At 71.1% G+C, this 16,962-nt stretch carries 16 protein-coding genes; 9 read left to right on the top strand and 7 right to left on the bottom strand.

Annotation, left to right across the window (positions count from 1 at the left end; genetic code table 11):
- Positions 1–82 precede the first annotated feature (82 nt).
- Together ACWD10_RS32340 and ACWD10_RS32335 are read left to right on the top strand one after the other, a co-directional pair.
- Entirely contained in the window at positions 83–1,366 is a 1,284-nt protein-coding gene (locus ACWD10_RS32340; protein ID WP_451097226.1) for an adenylosuccinate synthase, read from the top strand.
- A gap of 117 nt (positions 1,367–1,483) precedes the next feature.
- Positions 1,484–2,074, top strand: coding sequence for a Uma2 family endonuclease (locus ACWD10_RS32335; protein WP_451097225.1), 591 nt, complete (start codon positions 1,484–1,486; stop codon positions 2,072–2,074).
- A gap of 1 nt (position 2,075) precedes the next feature.
- Here ACWD10_RS32335 and ACWD10_RS32330 read toward each other — a convergent pair whose 3' ends face one another.
- The 3 genes from ACWD10_RS32330 to ACWD10_RS32320 are packed head-to-tail and all read right to left on the bottom strand — an operon-like array spanning position 2,076 to position 4,980.
- A complete protein-coding gene (locus tag ACWD10_RS32330; protein ID WP_451097224.1) occupies positions 2,076–3,974 on the bottom strand; it encodes a serine/threonine protein kinase in 1,899 nt (632 codons plus the stop codon).
- Positions 3,962–4,147 carry a DUF397 domain-containing protein gene (locus ACWD10_RS32325; RefSeq protein WP_451097223.1) on the bottom strand — a complete coding sequence of 62 codons (186 nt, stop codon included), beginning with the start codon at positions 4,145–4,147 and terminating at the stop codon, positions 3,962–3,964. The genes ACWD10_RS32330 and ACWD10_RS32325 overlap by 13 nt, the downstream gene beginning before the upstream one ends.
- Entirely contained in the window at positions 4,144–4,980 is an 837-nt protein-coding gene (locus ACWD10_RS32320; protein ID WP_451097222.1) for a Scr1 family TA system antitoxin-like transcriptional regulator, read from the bottom strand. Before ACWD10_RS32320 ends, ACWD10_RS32325 begins: the two co-directional genes overlap by 4 nt.
- A gap of 126 nt (positions 4,981–5,106) precedes the next feature.
- On the opposite strand from ACWD10_RS32320, the gene ACWD10_RS32315 reads away from it, so the two are divergent.
- Together ACWD10_RS32315 and ACWD10_RS32310 are read left to right on the top strand one after the other, a co-directional pair.
- The gene (locus ACWD10_RS32315) at positions 5,107–5,526 is read left to right on the top strand and encodes a hypothetical protein (protein ID WP_451097221.1); all 420 of its coding nucleotides are present in this window, start codon (positions 5,107–5,109) and stop codon (positions 5,524–5,526) included.
- Positions 5,527–5,650: 124 nt separating this feature from the next.
- Positions 5,651–6,490 (top strand): hypothetical protein, encoded by an 840-nt coding sequence (locus ACWD10_RS32310; RefSeq protein ID WP_451097220.1) that lies wholly within the window; start codon positions 5,651–5,653, stop codon positions 6,488–6,490.
- On the opposite strand, the gene ACWD10_RS32305 is transcribed toward ACWD10_RS32310, so the two are convergent.
- On the bottom strand, positions 6,484–8,034 hold the full coding sequence (locus tag ACWD10_RS32305; RefSeq protein ID WP_451097219.1) for a substrate-binding domain-containing protein: 1,551 nt from the start codon (positions 8,032–8,034) through the stop codon (positions 6,484–6,486). The two genes, ACWD10_RS32310 and ACWD10_RS32305, sit on opposite strands and share 7 nt — an antisense overlap.
- Positions 8,035–8,097: 63 nt before the next feature.
- Positions 8,098–9,801, bottom strand: a complete 1,704-nt coding sequence (locus tag ACWD10_RS32300; RefSeq protein ID WP_451097218.1) for a serine/threonine-protein kinase — start codon at positions 9,799–9,801, stop codon at positions 8,098–8,100.
- A gap of 144 nt (positions 9,802–9,945) precedes the next feature.
- On the opposite strand from ACWD10_RS32300, the gene ACWD10_RS32295 reads away from it, so the two are divergent.
- Positions 9,946–10,602 carry a DUF4956 domain-containing protein gene (locus ACWD10_RS32295; protein ID WP_451097217.1) on the top strand — a complete coding sequence of 219 codons (657 nt, stop codon included), beginning with the start codon at positions 9,946–9,948 and terminating at the stop codon, positions 10,600–10,602.
- Between the two features lie 231 nt (positions 10,603–10,833).
- Positions 10,834–11,718: a VTC domain-containing protein gene (locus tag ACWD10_RS32290; protein WP_451097216.1), complete on the top strand. Its 885-nt coding sequence runs from the start codon at positions 10,834–10,836 to the stop codon at positions 11,716–11,718.
- Here ACWD10_RS32290 and ACWD10_RS32285 read toward each other — a convergent pair.
- Both ACWD10_RS32285 and ACWD10_RS32280 read right to left on the bottom strand, forming a co-directional pair.
- Positions 11,654–13,150: a sensor histidine kinase gene (locus ACWD10_RS32285; protein WP_451097215.1), complete on the bottom strand. Its 1,497-nt coding sequence runs from the start codon at positions 13,148–13,150 to the stop codon at positions 11,654–11,656. The genes ACWD10_RS32290 and ACWD10_RS32285 overlap by 65 nt on opposite strands.
- On the bottom strand, positions 13,150–13,893 hold the full coding sequence (locus ACWD10_RS32280) for a response regulator transcription factor (protein WP_451097214.1): 744 nt from the start codon (positions 13,891–13,893) through the stop codon (positions 13,150–13,152). Before ACWD10_RS32280 ends, ACWD10_RS32285 begins: the two co-directional genes overlap by 1 nt.
- 124 nt (positions 13,894–14,017) lie before the next feature.
- Between ACWD10_RS32280 and ACWD10_RS32275 the strand changes: the two genes are divergently transcribed.
- From ACWD10_RS32275 to ACWD10_RS32265, 3 genes are all read left to right on the top strand, one after another.
- Positions 14,018–14,521, top strand: coding sequence for a hypothetical protein (locus ACWD10_RS32275; protein ID WP_451097213.1), 504 nt, complete (start codon positions 14,018–14,020; stop codon positions 14,519–14,521).
- A gap of 175 nt (positions 14,522–14,696) precedes the next feature.
- Positions 14,697–16,079, top strand: coding sequence for an aminotransferase class III-fold pyridoxal phosphate-dependent enzyme (locus tag ACWD10_RS32270; RefSeq protein ID WP_451097212.1), 1,383 nt, complete (start codon positions 14,697–14,699; stop codon positions 16,077–16,079).
- A gap of 276 nt (positions 16,080–16,355) precedes the next feature.
- The coding region (locus ACWD10_RS32265; protein WP_451097211.1) for a GntR family transcriptional regulator at positions 16,356–16,962 on the top strand (607 nt) is incomplete at its 3' end.

The following is a 16,962-nucleotide window of genomic DNA, read 5'->3' as shown; positions in this document are numbered from 1 at the left end:
TGCGGCCAACGAGGGTCGCGGTGTGCGCAGCCGTGCACGCCCCTGGCCTTGGACATGCCCCGCCCGGAAGGGGTGTACGCCTGTGCCCGCACTTGTGCTGCTCGGTGCTCAGTGGGGTGACGAGGGCAAGGGAAAGGCCACCGACCTGCTCGGTGGCTCCGTCGACTATGTGGTGCGCTACCAGGGCGGCAACAACGCCGGCCATACGGTTGTCGTAGGCGACCAGAAGTATGCGCTCCACCTGCTCCCCTCCGGCATCCTCTCGCCCGGTTGTACGCCCGTGATCGGTAACGGCGTGGTCGTCGACCCGGCAGTCCTGCTCTCCGAGCTGAGCGGCCTGAACGAGCGCGGCGTCGACACGTCCAAGCTCCTGATCAGCGGCAACGCCCATCTGATCACGCCGTACAACGTCACCGTCGACAAGGTCACGGAACGCTTCCTCGGCAAGCGCAAGATCGGCACGACGGGCCGCGGCATCGGCCCGACGTATGCCGACAAGATCAACCGGGTCGGCATCCGGGTCCAGGACCTCTACGACGAGTCGATCCTGCACCAGAAGGTCGAGGCGGCCCTCGACACCAAGAACCAGCTCCTGACGAAGGTCTTCAACCGCCGCGCGATCGAGGCGGACAAGATCGTCGAGGAGATGCTGACGTACGCGGAGCAGATCAAGCCGTACGTCGCCGACACGACGCTGCTCCTGAACAACGCCATCGACGACGGCAAGGTCGTCCTCTTCGAGGGCGGCCAGGGCACGCTCCTGGATGTGGACCACGGCACGTACCCCTTCGTGACGTCGTCGAACCCCACCTCCGGCGGCGCCTGCACGGGCGCGGGCGTGGGCCCGACGAAGATCAGCCGCGTCATCGGCATCTTGAAGGCGTACACGACCCGCGTCGGCGCGGGCCCGTTCCCGACCGAGCTCTTCGACGAGGACGGCGAGGCGCTGCGCAGCATCGGCCACGAGCGCGGTGTGACCACCGGCCGGGACCGCCGCTGCGGCTGGTTCGACGCGGTCATCGCCCGCTACGCGACGCGCGTGAACGGCCTGACCGACTTCTTCCTGACGAAGCTCGACGTCCTGACCGGCTGGGAGCAGATCCCGGTCTGCGTGGCCTACGAGATCGACGGCAAGCGGGTCGAGGAACTCCCGTACTCCCAGACCGACTTCCACCACGCGAAGCCGGTCTACGAGTACCTCCCGGGCTGGTCCGAGGACATCACGAAGGCAAAGACCTTCGCGGACCTCCCCAAGAACGCCCAGGCGTACGTGAAGGCCCTGGAGGACATGTCCGGCGCCCCGATCTCCGCGATCGGCGTGGGCCCGGGCCGGGACGAGACGATCGAGATCAACTCGTTCCTCTGACCTGCGCTTGTCTGCGGTTTCTCGCACGTTCACTCGAAGGGGTGGGTCGCTCCGGAAAGCGACCCACCCCTTGCTTGTGTCCGGCGACACTGGCGTCTCTCAGGAGGGGAGTGCAACATGACGGTTATGGCAGAGCGCACGTCTCAGATGTCGGTGGAAGAGTTCGAGGAACTCGCCTCCACTGCGCCCGAGACCGTCACGTTGGAGTTCATCAACGGACGGATCGAGGTAAAGGCAGTGCCGGACGGGGATCACATGGAGATCGTCAAGTGGCTGCAGAAGCTCTGCATGCAGCACCGCCCCGATCTCTGGATGTACGCGCCGGATCGTGGCCTGAAGGTGGAGCAGTACCGAAGCGGCCGTGCCAAGCCGGACGGAATCCTGGCTCCTGATGGTCACTTCGCAGGGCACCAGGGTGATTGGTCCGATGCCGACGGCGTACTGATGGTCGTCGAGGTCACTTCGTACGACTCGGACACCGACCGTCGCGACCGAAAGGAGAAGCCCGCTGCTTATGCGGCTGCGGGTATCCCGCTCTACCTGCTCATCGACCGGGACGAGTGCGTGGTCGTCGTCCACACCAACTCGGACACCGACCTGGGCCGATACCGACATCAGGATGTCGTTCCCTTTGGTGAGGCCGCCGTCCTGCCTGACCCCGTCGGTATCACCCTTGACACCGAGCCCTTGAAGAACTACGTCTGCTGAGTCACCCCGCGCGCGTCAGCCGTACCGAGATGCTCTCCGGGTAGCGCAGCTCCAGTTCGTCGGCCGACTTCCAGGTGATGGTCTCCGGGACGCTGTGGGGGCAGCCGATGTTCTTCGGGGTCGTGGGGGCGAGTTCCAGGGGGCTCAGGGTCACCGTGTTCTTCGTGGCGGAGACCAGTTCCGCGCTGCCGTTGCAGCGGTAGTCGATGGACCAGCCGGTGTACTTGGCGACCCTCGTGCCCGCCGGGCCCTGCTTGATCGTCAACGTGCCCTGGGTCTCCGACTTCCAGGTGCCGAGGAACTTCGCGTGGATGGGCTGCCGCTTCGGCGGAGTCCGCTTCAGTTCGGCGGTCCGGTCGCCCATCGACCACCGCAGTTCGCCGCCCGAGAGGGTCAGCGCCTTCGAGCGGGACAGGTTGCAGCTGCTCGTCGAGTCCTTGTGGCGTACCTGCTTCACGACCTTGTACGAGGTGAGCGTCATCGTGTTCCCGCGCTTCGCGCCGAACGTCGCGTCGACCTTGCAGTACGCGTCCTTGGTCAGGTACGTGAAGGCGGCCGCCTTCATGCCCGGCCCGCCCCTCCCGTCGACCCTGATCCGCAGAAACTCGTGCTCGTCCGACACGGAGCTGTCGGTGCGCTGGACCAGGCCCTCCCACGTGCCGCCGAAGTTCCCGGCCGCGGGTTCCGTGGGCCCGGAGCCGCTTCCGCTTCCGCTTCCGCCTCCGCCGGAGCCGGTGGTCTTGTTGCCGTCGCCGCTTCCCGGCTCACCTCCCAGTTCGTCGCCTAGCTGGGTCATCGCCGCGAAACCGCCCGCCGCCAGGATGACGGCGGCCATGGCCGCGTAGACGGCGACGCGGGCGCTCCGTCGCCGGGTGCCGCCCGTGTGCTGCGCCGCGCCCTGCGTCGGTGCGATGTGAACCGGGGGTGGGGTGCCGGGGGCCTGTGTCGGGGCGGGTTCGGGCGTGCGCGTACGGGCGTACGCGTCCGCGTGCGCGGGGGCGTCCGCGTCGAGGAGCCGGGCCGCGTGCGAGCCGAGTTGGGCGAGCAGCGGGCCGGGGAGCCAGGGGACGCCGGGACGGATCTCCGCGTCCGGTGTCCACTCCAACAGCGCGGCCACGGACGGGCGTTGCTCCGGCGCCTTCGCCAGGCACGCCCGTACGAGCTCCACCACCCCGGCCGGTACGCCCGTGAGGTCCGGCTCCTCCTCCGCGATCCGGAACATCACGGCGTGCAGACCGCTGTCCGCCGTACCGAAAGGCATCCGCCCGGTGGCGGCGTACGCGAGCACCGAGCCCAGGCAGAACACATCCGACGCGGGCGTGAGCCGCTGCCCGCGCACTTGCTCCGGCGACATGAACCCCGGGGAGCCGATGACCGCCCCGGTGGAGGTCCGGATCCCGTCGGCCACGCTGTCCAGGGCCCGCGCGATGCCGAAGTCGATGACGCGTGGCCCGTCGATGGTGAGCAGTACGTTCGACGGCTTCAGGTCGCGGTGGATGAGCGCGGCGCCGTGGATGGTCTGCAGGGCGTGCGCGAGGCCGTTCGCGAGGGCCCGTACCGACCGCTCGGGCAGCGGGCCGTGGTCCCTGGCGACGACGGAGTGCAGATCCGGCCCGGGTACGTACCCGGTCGCGACCCACGGCGTCGCCGCGTCCGTGTCCGCGTCGAGGACGGGGGCCGTCCAACGCCCGCCCACCCGCCGCGCGGCGGCCACTTCGAGCGCGAATCTCCGCCGGAATTCAGGGTTCTGGGCGAACTCGTCCTGCACCACCTTCACGGCGACGGTGCGCCCGCCCTCGGAGCGCGCGAGGTACACCCGGCCCATGCCGCCCGCGCCGAGGCGTGAGAGGAGGCGGTAGGGGCCTATGGAGTACGGGTCTTGTGGGGTCAGCGGGTCCACGCGAGGAAGGTATCCCAGGCCCCGGGCGGGACAGTGAGGTGGGGGAGCTCGGGGTGCTTGGAGTCGCGGATGTGGACCGCCCCCAACTCGCTGTGTTCTTGGGCTACTTCGACGCAGTCGCCGCCTGTGCTGGTGCTGTAGCTGGACTTGAACCACCGCAAAGTGCCGGTCACTTCAGCTCTCCTGCCAACCGTCTGATGAGGCCCAGTGACTCTTGCGTGCCCAGGGCCTGTGCCCGGATCTTCGCATACCTGTGTGCGTACGCACTCACCTTTGCGGGAGTGCTGATCAGCATGCTTTCGTCCTGGGGTTCTAGGTAGACCAGGCGGGCGTTGTCCAGGGTCTCAACCAGCTTCATCGGGCCCGGTGTCCCTGAGTTCTTCCCGTTGAAGCCCTGGCACAGCGGCAGCACCTGCACCACAACGTTTTGCCGCTCGCTGCATTCGACGAGATGGTGTAGCTGCCGCCGCATGATCTCGCGGCTGCCGATGCCACGCTTGAGAACTGCCTCGTCCAGGATCAGCTCCAGCCACGCAACAGGCTCGCGGTCGAAGAGCGACTTGCGCTCCATACGGGCAGCAACGAGTTCGTCGACGCGCTCCGCTTTGAGCGGCGGGAAGTTTCCGCTGATCTGGGAGTGTGCGTACTCCTCTGTCTGGAACAGGCCGTCGACCGCCATGGTCTGGTACGAACTGATCGTGAGCGCCTTTTGCTCTAGTGGCGCGAAGCTTTGGAACTGGGCTGGGTACTTCTCCAGCCGTACGTACTCCCGCGCCCGCTCGAAGAACCCGTACCCCGCCCCAATCACAGGCTCCAGATTCTCCAGCATCTTGTCGCTCGCGGGCTGCGCGCATGTCTCCATTGCGCTCACGGCCGCCCCCGTGAACCCCGCCTTCTTGCCCACCTGCTCCTGGGAGAGGTTCTGCATCTCGCGCATCATGCGCGCGACGTCGCTCACGATCCGCGACACCACTCCGACTTCAGTCTTGTTCTCTGCTCGCGCCATTGCGAACACCACCAGATCTCAACCGGTCTCAACCAAGTTCAACTGAACCCAACGCCCCCTCAACCGTGTTCAACGCTCCACGGAGAGTTATGGAAAACGCTAACGCGCCCCACTGACACTCACCTCATGAACGCACAAAGCAACCAACCCCCACGTTGGCTCCCCGCCACCGGGTTCCAACTGCGCAAGGCAGGCGTCCAGTTCGACGCGATCCGGGTCGACGGTGTCCTCGGGCGGCGCTTGGCCGATCTGATGGAGAAGATGACGGGCGGTGACCCCGGGCCGATCGTGGTCGAGGAGAACGGGCGGTGCTCGGTCTACTTCCTCGTGGCGCCGGGGAGTACGGCGCACCGCTCCTGGCCGCCGTACGTCACACGCCTCGCGGCGGGGCCGGGGATCGTCTCGTACATCCCGGTTCCCGCGCTGAACGGGCAGACCTGGCCGCTCAGTTGGCGCCATCGGCCGACGGGCGAGGGCGGCTTCGTCCACACACTGCTGCTGCGCACGGCGCTAGTCACTCTGGCGAGTGAACTACGGTTGAAATAACGGGACTTGACTTGCATCGCGCATATGACGCCGCCGTAGTGTCGCCGCGACCGAGCAAGACATAGAGATGCCCCCGCGATGGGCCAACATCCGGGGGCGTGACACCAGGAGTCGAACCCTCCCGATGCGGATTTACCGTACCGCGCCCGTGCGCGATTTCTCCATCTTCGGCAACGCTCTGCTCCGTGACCGACGCATCTCGTGGTGTGCGGCAGGCGTACTGATGTACCTCCTCTCCCTCCCCAACGGGGCGCGCGCGTGCGTGCGTTCGCTGGCCGAGCAGCGCAAGGAAGGGCGGCACCGGATCGCCGGAGCGCTGCGTGAGCTGGAGGAAGCCCGTTATCTGCGGCGCGACGTCTACAAGGAGCGCGAGACCGGGCGGCTCTTCACGCGGTACGAGGTGTTCGACACCCCGTACGACGACGAGCCCCGTGAGGGTGAACCCGACGGTGAACCCGACGACGAGCCCGGCGCGCCCGACGTACCCGAAGATGGCCGAAACCTGGCCTCCGGGGAGCAGCCCACTGGGCCCTCGGGCTCGCTCCCCTTGGGAGAAAGTACCGGGGAACAAGAACCACCCCCCGGCCGCGCGGCCGCGTTGCTGCAGTCGCTCGGGCGCCGCGACCGGCGGCTGCGGCTCGGCGTCGCGGAGGTGGTGCGGCTCGCGCCGCTCGTCGAGGAGTGGTTCGCCGCCGGGGTGGGGCCGGGGGCGGTGCGTGCCGCCCTCACCGAGGGGCTGCCGACTCCGGTGTACTCCCCGGCTGGCTTGCTGAAGAACCGCCTGGAACGTAAGCGCCCCGTGCCGGCGCCCACCCCCGCGCCGACGCCCGTCCCCGCCCCCATGCCCGACGCGCTCCGGCCACCGCCACCCCGTACCGCCGAGGAAGGAACCTTCGTCGCGGCCGCTCTGAGGGGCGCGGCGGCGGTCCGTGAGGCGCTGGCGGCCCGGTGCCCCGCTCACTGAGCCGCGCAGGCCGTCAACCCCTCCGGGGTGAAGCAGGGGAGGTGGCCGTGGATGCGGACCACGTCCTGGCCGTTGCCGCGCATGGCGTAGTTGAGGAAGCTGGAGGCCAGGGAGTCGGCGGGTGGGCGGCCGTAGGTGTAGGCGTACTCGATCTCGCGGAACGGGTACTCCACGTCCGTCAGGTCGTCGGCCGGTGGGGCGTGGCCGTCCAGGCTGAGGCGGTGCAGGCCCTTCGGGGTCGTGGTGGAGCGGAGCTCGCTGTAGCCGATGGCGCCGGGGATGTCGGCGACCGCGTCCAGGACCTGGTCCGTGGAGTCGAGTTCGCAGCGGAAGACGGGGGCGGAACGGGCGGGGCGCTCGCGGCAGTCGGCGGACGATTCGGCGAGCTCGAACGACTCCAGGATGCGGCGCTGGAAGACCACGCGGGTGCCGGAGTTGGAGTTACGGCTCACCAGGACCACCGGGAGCGACGGGCCGCCCAGTTCCTTCCAGTCGCGGATCTCGCCGCGGTAGAGGCGGCGGAGGTCGCGGAGCGAGAGGTTCCGCACCGGCACCGTGTCGTTGACGACCATCGCGAAGGCCGAGATCGCCAGGCGGTTCTCGCGCAGCCTCGGGTGGCCCTGCGGCTTGGGGCCGTCCGAGAGGGCCACCAGGGGCGGGGAGCTCTTCGACGCCTCGCCCTTCTGCGCCAGTTCCAGGATTCCGGCCGAGCTGCCGCGGGTCTCGACCACGATGTCCGAACCGGGGCAGTCCTTCTCGTACTTCGTCTCCAGCTCCCTCGCGACCGGCCCGAACGCCGTCGAGCCGACGACCGTCAGACGGCCGCGCGCGCAGCCGACCGGAGGCGGCGCGTCCTGCTGCGCCTGCACGATCACGAGCGTGGTGACGAGCAGGACGCCGACCATCAGGAGCGCCGTCAGCCAGCGGGCCGGGCGGCTGAACAGCGGCGGCTTCTCGTCGGGCGTGGTGCTGTGGTTCTTGTGCAGCTCGCCGTCCTGGAGGCCGCCGCGTACGTGGATGTCGCCGTCGACGTGGCCGCCGCGGAGCAGCACGAGGATCTTGAAGTACTCGCCGCTGTTGAGGCGTACGCGGGGGATGTACAGGGTCTCGCCGTGGTGCCCCAGGCCGCGGCCCGGCGCGAAGTGGCCCATCAGATGCTCGGCACCCTCGGGCAGCGTGACCGAGATGCCGTGCACCTGGCGGCCGGTGAACTGGGCGGTCAGGCCGTACGGTTCGGTGCCCGTGTAGTCGTCGATGCTGATGCTCTGCGAGCCGTCGTTCTCGAACCGGAGGAGTACGAGGGTCGCGTCCCGCATCGTGCGGTCCTCGTGGAACAGGCCCAGGCGCACGTTGTCCTGGCCGTCCGGGCGGGCCGCGTTGGTACTGCCGCTGTTGCTGCCGATCGGCGTGTCCATCTGGACGCGGTAACCGATGCGCTTGCGGCGCGGCACGCGGCGCTCGTAGAGCAGCAGAGCGGTGGAGGCGGCCATGCTGAGCAGGGCCGTGACGACCGCGACGATGATTTCGGCGTTCAACCAGTCCACGGAGACAGGATCGGACGGGTGTGCGGGCGCGGGGGCGGGGTTCGGGGGGTGTATGGGAGTTGTTCAGTTCGATTTTGTCGGGCTCCCGCTGGGGGCACGGCCGGGGCTCCCGCTGGGGCTCTCGCTGGGGGTGGCGCTCGGGCTCGAAGAGGCCGTCGGCGAGGGGGAGTCGGGGGTCGCGTGCTGGTCGACCGCCGGGCTCTGGTCGCGGGTCATCATCGTGTACACCGAGCCTCCGGCGCCGATGAGGACGACGGCCGCGACCGCGAGCAGCAGCGCGGTGACCCGGCGATTGCGGCGGGGCGGCGGGTCCAGCTGGGCCGGGTCGTAGAGCGGGGTGTGGTAGCTCGGTGCGGGGAGGCCGGGGTGGCCGGGGAGGCCGGGGAGGCCGGGGAGGTGCGGGGCCGGGTGCTTGTCCGGCCCGTTGAGGTCGTCGGGCCGGTCGGTGGTGCCGGAGGGGTGGCCGTAGCCCAGGGGGGCCGGGGCGTCGGGGTCGGGCTGTGCGTGTGGGGGTGTCTGTTGGTCCGCGGCGTCGCCGTGGCTGCCGTCGGTGCTGTCCTGTGGGACCGACTCCGCCTCGTACGAACGGAGTTGATCCGTCAGCCAGTCCGGCAGCCACGGCTCGCGTATCCGGGCGTGGTGACCGTGGCCGTGCACGAGCTCCTCCGCGCCGGTGTGGGACAGAAGCGTCGCGACCGTCGGCCGGGCCCCGGGGTCCTTCGCCAGGCAGGCCCGTATGAGGTCGCGCAGTGCAGCCTCCGGCACCTCGGTCAGGTCCGGTTCCTCTTGGGTTATGCGGAACATCGCCGCTTGCGCCGCGTCGGCCCGGTCGGGCCCGTGGGCGGCTTGGGCCGCTTGGGCCGCTTGGGCGGCTTGGGCCGCTTGGGCCGTTTCGGACACAGTGCCGAACGGGGGCGTGCCCGTGGCGGCGTACGCGAGGAGCGAGCCGAGCGAGAAGACGTCGGTGGCCTCGGTGGCGGGTTCGCCGCGTATCTGCTCGGGGGCGAGGAAGCCGGGGGCGCCGACCAGGGTTCCCGTGCGGGTCAGGCCGCCATCGGTGACCGTCTCCAGGGCGCCCGCGGTCCCGGACTCGATGACGCGCGGCCCCTCGGCGGTGAGCAGCACGTGGGACGGTTTGAGGGCGCGGTGCACGAGCCCGGCCGCGTGGATGTCGCGCAGGGCGTACGCCAGACCGGCGGCGAGGACACGTATCGCCGGACCGGGCAGCGGGCCGTGGCCGAGCGCCGCGGCGCACCGGACGACCGTGGCCAGGGACGGTCCCGGCATGCGGACGGTGGCCACCCAGGGGACCAGCGCGTCCGGGTCGGCGTCGACGAGCCGGGGCGTCCACGGCCCCGGCACCCGCCGCGCCCCGGCCACGCCGTGCCGGAGGCGGGCGCGGAACTCCGGGTGGTCGGCGAGTTCGGGGCGGATGGCTTTGAGTGCGATGCCTGGGGCGGACTCGTCCTGGGCGGCCTTGTCTTGGGCGGCCTTGTCTCGGGCGGCTCTGTCCCGGGCGTCCCCGTGCCGCGTGGGGCGTGCCAGGTAGACGCGGCCCATGCCGCCCTCGCCGAGGCGGGCGAGGAGTTCGTACGGACCGGCCGCGCGTGGGTCGGCCGGTTCCAGAGCGGCCCAGGGTGACGGCCAGGACTCCGGATCCGTTTCCGGCTTCCGTTCGTCCGGCGTCGAACTCCGCGCGCCCGCACGGTACTTCAGCCACTCCGTCGACTCTGACGGTGTGGATTCCTGTGACTCCGAGGCCCCCATGGTCCGTACCCCCTCATCCCGACACTTTCGAGCATAGAGCGGGCCGACGGAGTCGGGCCGCCGAGGCGGGCGCCATGTGTGCCCTGGGTGCGTTAACCCGTCGTAGGGGCGGTGTTAACCCGTTCGTTCCTAGCGTTCCGGCGCATGGAGAACCTTCAGAGTCTGCCGATGCTCGCTGCCCACCTCGGCCTCGATCTGATCGCCGTGACCCTGCTGGCCTTCGCGGTCTTCTATCCACGGCACCGTCGGCGCGAGCTCGTCCCCGCGTATCTGGCGTTGAACGTCTCGCTGTTCGCCGTCGTCGCGGCGCTCGCCCGCGGGGGTACGGCGGGCGGGGCCGGGGGTGGACTCGCGCTCGGGTTCGGCCTGTTCGGGGTGTTGTCGATCATCCGCCTCCGGTCGGACACCGTGCAGCACCAGGAGGTCGCGTACTACTTCACGACGCTCGTGCTCGGCCTGCTCTGCGGCCTGCCCGGGCTCGCCCTCGGTACGGCCGCCGCGCTCGCCGGGGTGCTGCTCCTGGTCGTGTACGCGGCCGACCACCCGCGGCTGTTCGCCCGGGACCGGCGTGCGGTCGTCACCCTCGACGCGGTGCACCGCGAACCGGCCGCTTTGCGCGCGGATCTGGCCCGGCGGCTTGGAGAACCGCTCGGCTGGACCGTCCAGGAGGTGGACTACGTACGGGACTTGATGGTCCTGGAAGTGCGTTTCCGGCAGCCGAAAGAGACGGAAGGATGGGTCGGGCCGGGCGCGCAGGACCTCCCGCGTACCCGCCCGCATCCCTACAAGGAACTCGCTTGAACCCTCCCCCAGCTGAAACAGGGGGATTCCTGGCTCAGGAAGCCTCCCGAGGCAGCACCTCAAAGGGTCTTACTCCCTCAACACCAGCCGGGACGGAACCTGCCCGGTTTGGTAGAGCAAAGCTCTCTGGTTGTGCTGTCTTGGTTCTCGATCAGCACGTGTACGGAGTTTGGTTCTCGCTCCGCACGACGGGCAACTTACCCGATCGTGTGCGTCCTCGAAGGAGATTCCGTGAATCCCGCCGTACGTGCCATCGGGCGCGCCGCGCTCGCCGCGCACCCCGTCACGCTCGCAGAAGTCCTCGCGCGGGCCGAGTTGTTGGCCCGGTTCGACAACAGTTATCTCGTGCCGGTCGAGGTGTTCGAGGAGTTCGCGGCGCTACTCACCGATCCGCGGCGGCCGAGCGGGCCGTTCCGGGCGCTCACCATCAACGGCCGACGCTGGTTCGACTACCACTCCGTCTATTACGACACCCCGGACCTGCGCACTTTCCACGACGCCCGGCAGGGCCGCCGCCTCCGCTTCCGGATCCGCGAACGGCTCTACCGGGACTCCGGGGAGCGGCAGTTCGAGATCAAGCTGAAGGGGCCGCTGGGGGAGACGGTGAAGCGGAGGCGGCGCCTCGAAGGGGCGGAGCACGCGCTCGACGACGGCTGCCGCGGCTTCCTGGCGGGTGTGCTGCGCTCCGAGTACGGGCTCGAGGCGCCTGAGGGCCTGGTGCCCTCGCTGCAGACGGACTATCTGCGGGCCACGTTCGTGGCGGACGGGCAGCGGGTGACGTGCGACGCGGGGCTCGTGGTGCGGGATCTGACGGGCGGGGGTGCCAGGGGTGCCGGGGGTGCTGGGGGTGCTGGGGGTGCCGGGGGTGCTGGGGGTGCCGGGAGTGCTGGGGGCGGCTCGGCGCGGGCCGACGGTGGGCTCGTCCTCGTCGAGACGAAGACGAAGGGGCGGCTGACCGAGGCCGACCGGGTGCTGCACCGGTTCGGGCTCCGGGCGTCCGAGTTCACCAAGTACGCGTGCGGGTTCGCCGTGCTGCGCCCGGAGTTGGGGATCAACCGGTGGGTGCGGCCGGTGCGGGAGGTGTTTCCGGCCGGTTGCCGGGGAGCGTCAGTGTGACCCGGGCGCCACCCAGCTCCCCGGGTCCGCTCACCTCGAACGCGCCGCCCGCCTCCTGGGCCGTACGCCGCACGATGTCGAGCCCGAGCCCCGTCGAGCCCCCGGCGCTGTGGCCCCGCTGGGCCGCGTACGCCACCGGGAACCCCGGACCGTCGTCGGCCACGACAAGACAGCCGCCTTCGGCCACGACAAGACAGCCGCCTTCGGCCACGACGAGACGGCCGCCTTCGGCCGCGACGAGACAGCCGTCGTCGGCCGCGACGAGACAGCCGTCTTCGGCCACGACCGGCCGACCGAGCTGGGCGGCCTCGGCGTCCCGGGCGGCCGTGACGGTCACGCGGAAGCCGGTCCCGTGCGGCGTGTGGTCGAGTACGTTGCCGATCAACGCGTCGACCGCCGCCGCCAGTTCGTCCTCGGGTACGGGGACGGGCAGGACGAGCCCGTCCGGGACCTCCACCCGTACCTCCCGGCCCTGGTCCTCCGCCAGCGGCAGCCAGAACGCGGCCCGCTCCCGGGCGACCGCCGCGAGGTCGGCCCGCTGCGAGCCCGAGTGCCGCGTCCGGTCGTGCAGCGGCCGCCGCGCGCGCCGGATCACCTCGTCCACCTGCTGCTCCAGGGCCTCGACACCGGCGCAGATCCGCTCGGCCCCGTCGGCGTCGCCCAGGCACTCGGCGTCCAGGCGCAGCGCGGCGAGCGGCGTACGGAGGCGGTGGGCGAGGTCGGCGGCGTTCTCCCGCTCGGCCGCGAGGAGCTCCCCGATACGGGCCGCCAGATGGTTCAACTCCCCGGCCACGAGCCGCAGTTCCGGCGGACCCTGCGGCTCGGCCCGGGCCTCCAGGTCCCCGGCGGAGAGCCGCTCGGCGACGCCGGACAGGCGGCGGGCGGAGCCCACGAGCCGGGCGCCGAGCCGGTCGGCGATCAGGAGCCCGGCCAGCACCAGGCACACCCCGATCCCGGCGAAGGTCAGCCAGGAGGTCAGCATGCCGTCGTACAACTGCCGTGAATTCACCGCCACTTGGACGACGGCCGTGCCGCCCCGCGCGCCCTGCACGGGCACCAGGACCGTCCGTCCGCCGTCCGGCGGGGCGTAGGTGAAGGCCCGGCCCGTGCGCGCGAGCCGGACCGCGTCCGTGACCCGCGCGGGCGCGCCGAGCGCGGTGCCGTCGGCGAGGATCAGGGATGTGGCGGGCCCACCGGGGCTGTTGGCACCCTCCACGAAGGAGGCCGCGGCGTGCCGCGCCTCGTCCCCGGTGGACGTACCGCTGCCGATCATCGTGCCCGCCCCGGAGGCCACGTACTGCGCCCGCGCTGTCGCCTCCGCCGTGGCCCGGTCGGCGGCGTGGCTGCGGGTGAGCAGGGCGAGCGGTACGAGCAGGGCGGCCAGGACGAGGGCGGTGGTCGCGGCGGTGAGCAGCAGCAGCCAGCGCCGCATCAGGCACCTCCGGGGGTAGGGCGCTGCTCTTCAGCCTCTGCGGCTTCTTCGGCCTCTGCGTCCGCTCCTGGTGGGGCCAGCTTCACACCCACCGTCCGTACGGTGTGCAGATAGCGCGGCTCCTGCGCCGTCTCGCCCAACTTCCGGCGCAGCCAGGACAGATGGACGTCCACGGTCTTGTCGGCGCCGCCGAGCGGCTGCTGCCACACCTCCGCGAGCAGCTCGCGCCGCGAGACGACCTGGCCCGCGCGCCGGGCGAGATGGGCGAGCAGGTCGAACTCGCGGGGCGTCAGATCGAGCCCGCGGCCGTCCAGGGTGACCTCGCGGGCCGCCGGGTCGACGCACAGCCCGCCGACGCGCAGCGGCTCCTCGGGCTCGGGGGCGCCGCTGCGGCGCAGTACCGCGCGGATCCGGGCGTCCAGCTGGGCCGAGCCGAACGGCTTCACGATGTAGTCGTCCGCGCCCGCCTCCAGGAGGGCCACCATGTCCGGCTCCTCGTCCCGTGCCGTCGCCACGATCACCGGGATGTCGCTGACGGCCCGCAGCATGCGCAGGACCTGTGCCCCGTCGACGTCCGGCAGACCGAGATCGAGCACCACCAGGTCGGGCCGGTCGGTCACGGCGGCGTCCAGACCGGCCATGCCGGTGGGCGCGGTGGCCACCGCGTGCCCCTTGTCGCGCAGGGCGCGCACCAGGGCGCCGCGGAGCCGGGAGTCGTCCTCGATGACCAGTAGGTGGGGCATGCAGTCACCGTAGGGCGGGAGGTCAGCGGCCCGGCAGGGGGTGCGGGGCGTTCCGCCGTGGCGACGGCCGCACCTTGTCCGGGCTTTAACCGGGCGTTAGGAAACGGTGCGGGAGGCTTGGTCCATGAGGTGGCGTGGTGGGTGGCGCGGCGCGGCGGTCACCGCGGCGTGGGCGGCGGCGGTGACGGTCGCGGGCGGGCTCGGGGCGTGGTCCCTGGCGGGCTCCGACGGTGACGGGGGGCGGGCCCGGCCGCTCGACGACACGGCGGTGCGTGAGGCGCTGACGGCGGGGCCGAGCCACGGGTCTCCGACGCCTTCCGGCACCGGTGCGGCCGGTCCGAAGCCCACGGAGTCGCCATACCCCGCAAAGCCTCCGCACCACTCCACCGTCCGCTTCACCGGCGGCACCGCCACCGCGGAGTGCCGGGCCGACGGCTCGGTGTACCTGGTGTCCTGGAGCCCGACCGACGGCTACTCGGTCGAGGAGTACGCCCGGGGGCCCGCCCCGTCCGCCCGTATCGAGCTGGAGCCCGGCGGCGACGACGGCGAGGACCTGACGTACGCGATCCGGTGCGGGGAGTCGGGGCGGGCGGGTGCGGTGCCCGTACGTGACAAGGACGACGACTAGAGACGAGGACGACGACTAGAGACGAGACCGGAGACGGGCCTAGGGGCTTGAAACGCCCCGACCGTGGACGGCGCCCGGACAGGCCGACGTACCCCGACACACTGTCCCGTCTCGCCCCTGTCCACAGACAGGACGCCGATGGAATGTCCGGATCTCGGACACTTACCCTCGGCACATGACCCCTCAGCCTCCCCTGAGCCCTCAGATTCCGCCTGCCGACCCTGCGAAGGGGGCCGCCGTCAAGGCTGCCGACCGCGCGCATGTGTTCCACTCCTGGTCCGCACAGGAGCTCATCGATCCGCTCGCCGTGGCCGGCGCCGAGGGCGCCCACTTCTGGGACTACGAGGGCAAGCGCTACCTCGACTTCACCAGCGGCCTCGTCTACACCAACATCGGCTACCAGCACCCCAAGGTCGTCGCGGCCGTCCAGGAGCAGGCCGGACGGATGACCACCTTCGCCCCGGCCTTCGCCGTCGAGGCGCGCTCCGAGGCCGCACGCCTCATCGCCGAGCGCACCCCCGGCGACCTGGACAAGATCTTCTTCACCAACGGCGGCGCCGAGGCCGTCGAGAACGCCGTCCGGATGGCCCGGCTGCACACGGGCCGCCCCAAGATCCTCAGCGCCTACCGCTCGTACCACGGCGGCACCGCCGCCGCGATCAACCTCACCGGTGACCCGCGCCGCTGGGGCTCCGACAACGGCACCGCCGGGGTCGTGCACTTCTGGGCGCCGTTCCTGTACCGCTCGCCGTTCTACGCGACCACCGAGGACGAGGAGTGCGCCCGCGCGCTCCAGCACCTCGAGGACACCATCGCGTACGAGAACCCGGGCGCGATCGCCGCGATCGTCCTGGAGACGATCCCCGGCACGGCCGGGATCATGGTGCCGCCGCCGGGTTACCTGGCCGGGGTCCGGGAGATCTGCGACCGGTACGGCATCGTCTTCGTGCTCGACGAGGTGATGGCCGGGTTCGGGCGTACGGGCGCGTGGTTCGCGGCCGACCACTTCGACGTCGTGCCCGACCTGCTGACCTTCGCCAAGGGCGTCAACTCCGGCTACGTACCGCTCGGCGGCGTCGCCATCTCCGGCGAGATCGCCGAGACCTTCGCGAAGAAGCCCTACCCGGGCGGCCTGACGTACTCCGGCCACCCGCTGGCCTGCGCCGCCGCCGTGGCCACGATCAACGTCATGGAGGAGGAGGGCGTCATCGAGCAGGCCGCCCGCCTCGGCACCGACGTGCTCGGGCCGGGCCTGCGCGAGCTGGCCGAGCGGCACCCGTCGGTGGGCGAGGTGCGCGGGCTCGGCGCGTTCTGGGCGCTCGACCTGGTACGGAACCAGGAGACCCGCGAGCCCCTGGTGCCGTACAACGCGAGCGGCGAGGCGAACGCCCCGATGGCGGCGTTCGGCGCGGCCTGCAAGAAGAACGGCCTGTGGCCCTTCATCAACATGAATCGCACCCACGCCGTGCCCGCCTGCACCATCACGGAGGCGGAGGCGAAGGAGGGCCTCGCCATCCTGGACGAGGCCCTGTCGGTGGCCGGCGAGCACACCGTGTAACGCCACTCCGGCACCGTTTCCGGCGCCGGACGGGAGGTCTCCAGGCCACCCGTCCGGCGCTCGGCGTTTCCGGAGGCGGGGCCGCCCTCCGGGTGGCGGGAGTTTGACGACAGGACCTCGTCCCGCGCCGGGCGGGCTAGGGTGTCCCGATGACCCGACGCGTATGACCAGCGAGCCGGGACGACCACACGGGTTCGTACGAGGGCGCACCGTGCCCGCCGTACGACCCCGGCCCACCACCATCCGACGACCACGACACGGGGGAGGGAAGCGCCCATGCGCGGCACCCGCGGCAACGACGCCGCCCCCGCCGCAGGCCCGGCCGCCCCGGCCCCCGCCACCGGCCCGGCCCGTCCGGCGAGCCCCGCCGTCACGCGCAGCACGCTGCGGCAGCAGATCGCGGACGCGCTGCGCGACGAAGTGCTCGCCGGGCGTCTCGAGCCCGGCCGGGAGTTCACCGTCAAGGAGATAGCCGAGCAGTACGGCGTCTCCGCGACCCCGGTCCGCGAGGCCCTGGTCGACCTCTCCGCGCAGGGGCTCCTCGACTCCGTGCAGCACCGCGGCTTCCGCGTGCACGAGTTCTCGGTCGCCGACTACCGCTCCATGGTCGAGGCCCGCAGCATCATCGCCGAGTCCATGTTCCGCGGCATCGCCGAGCGCGGCATGAGCCACCTCGCCGACCAGCTGGTCTCCGTGAAGCGCCGGGCCGAGGAGGCGCAGCGGGCCGCGTGCGCCGGTGACCTGAATGTGCTCATCGGGTACGACCTGCGGTTCTGGCGCGAGCTCAGCGGCCTGTTCGGCAACCCGTACCTCGCGGACTTCCTGCACCGGCTGCGCGTCCAGGCGTGGGTCTTCGTGGTGCCGCATCTGCGCCGCGCCCCGG

It is taken from the genome of Streptomyces sp. NPDC002851 (assembly GCF_053591935.1).
This window is presented reverse-complemented; position numbering and strand designations above follow the sequence as displayed.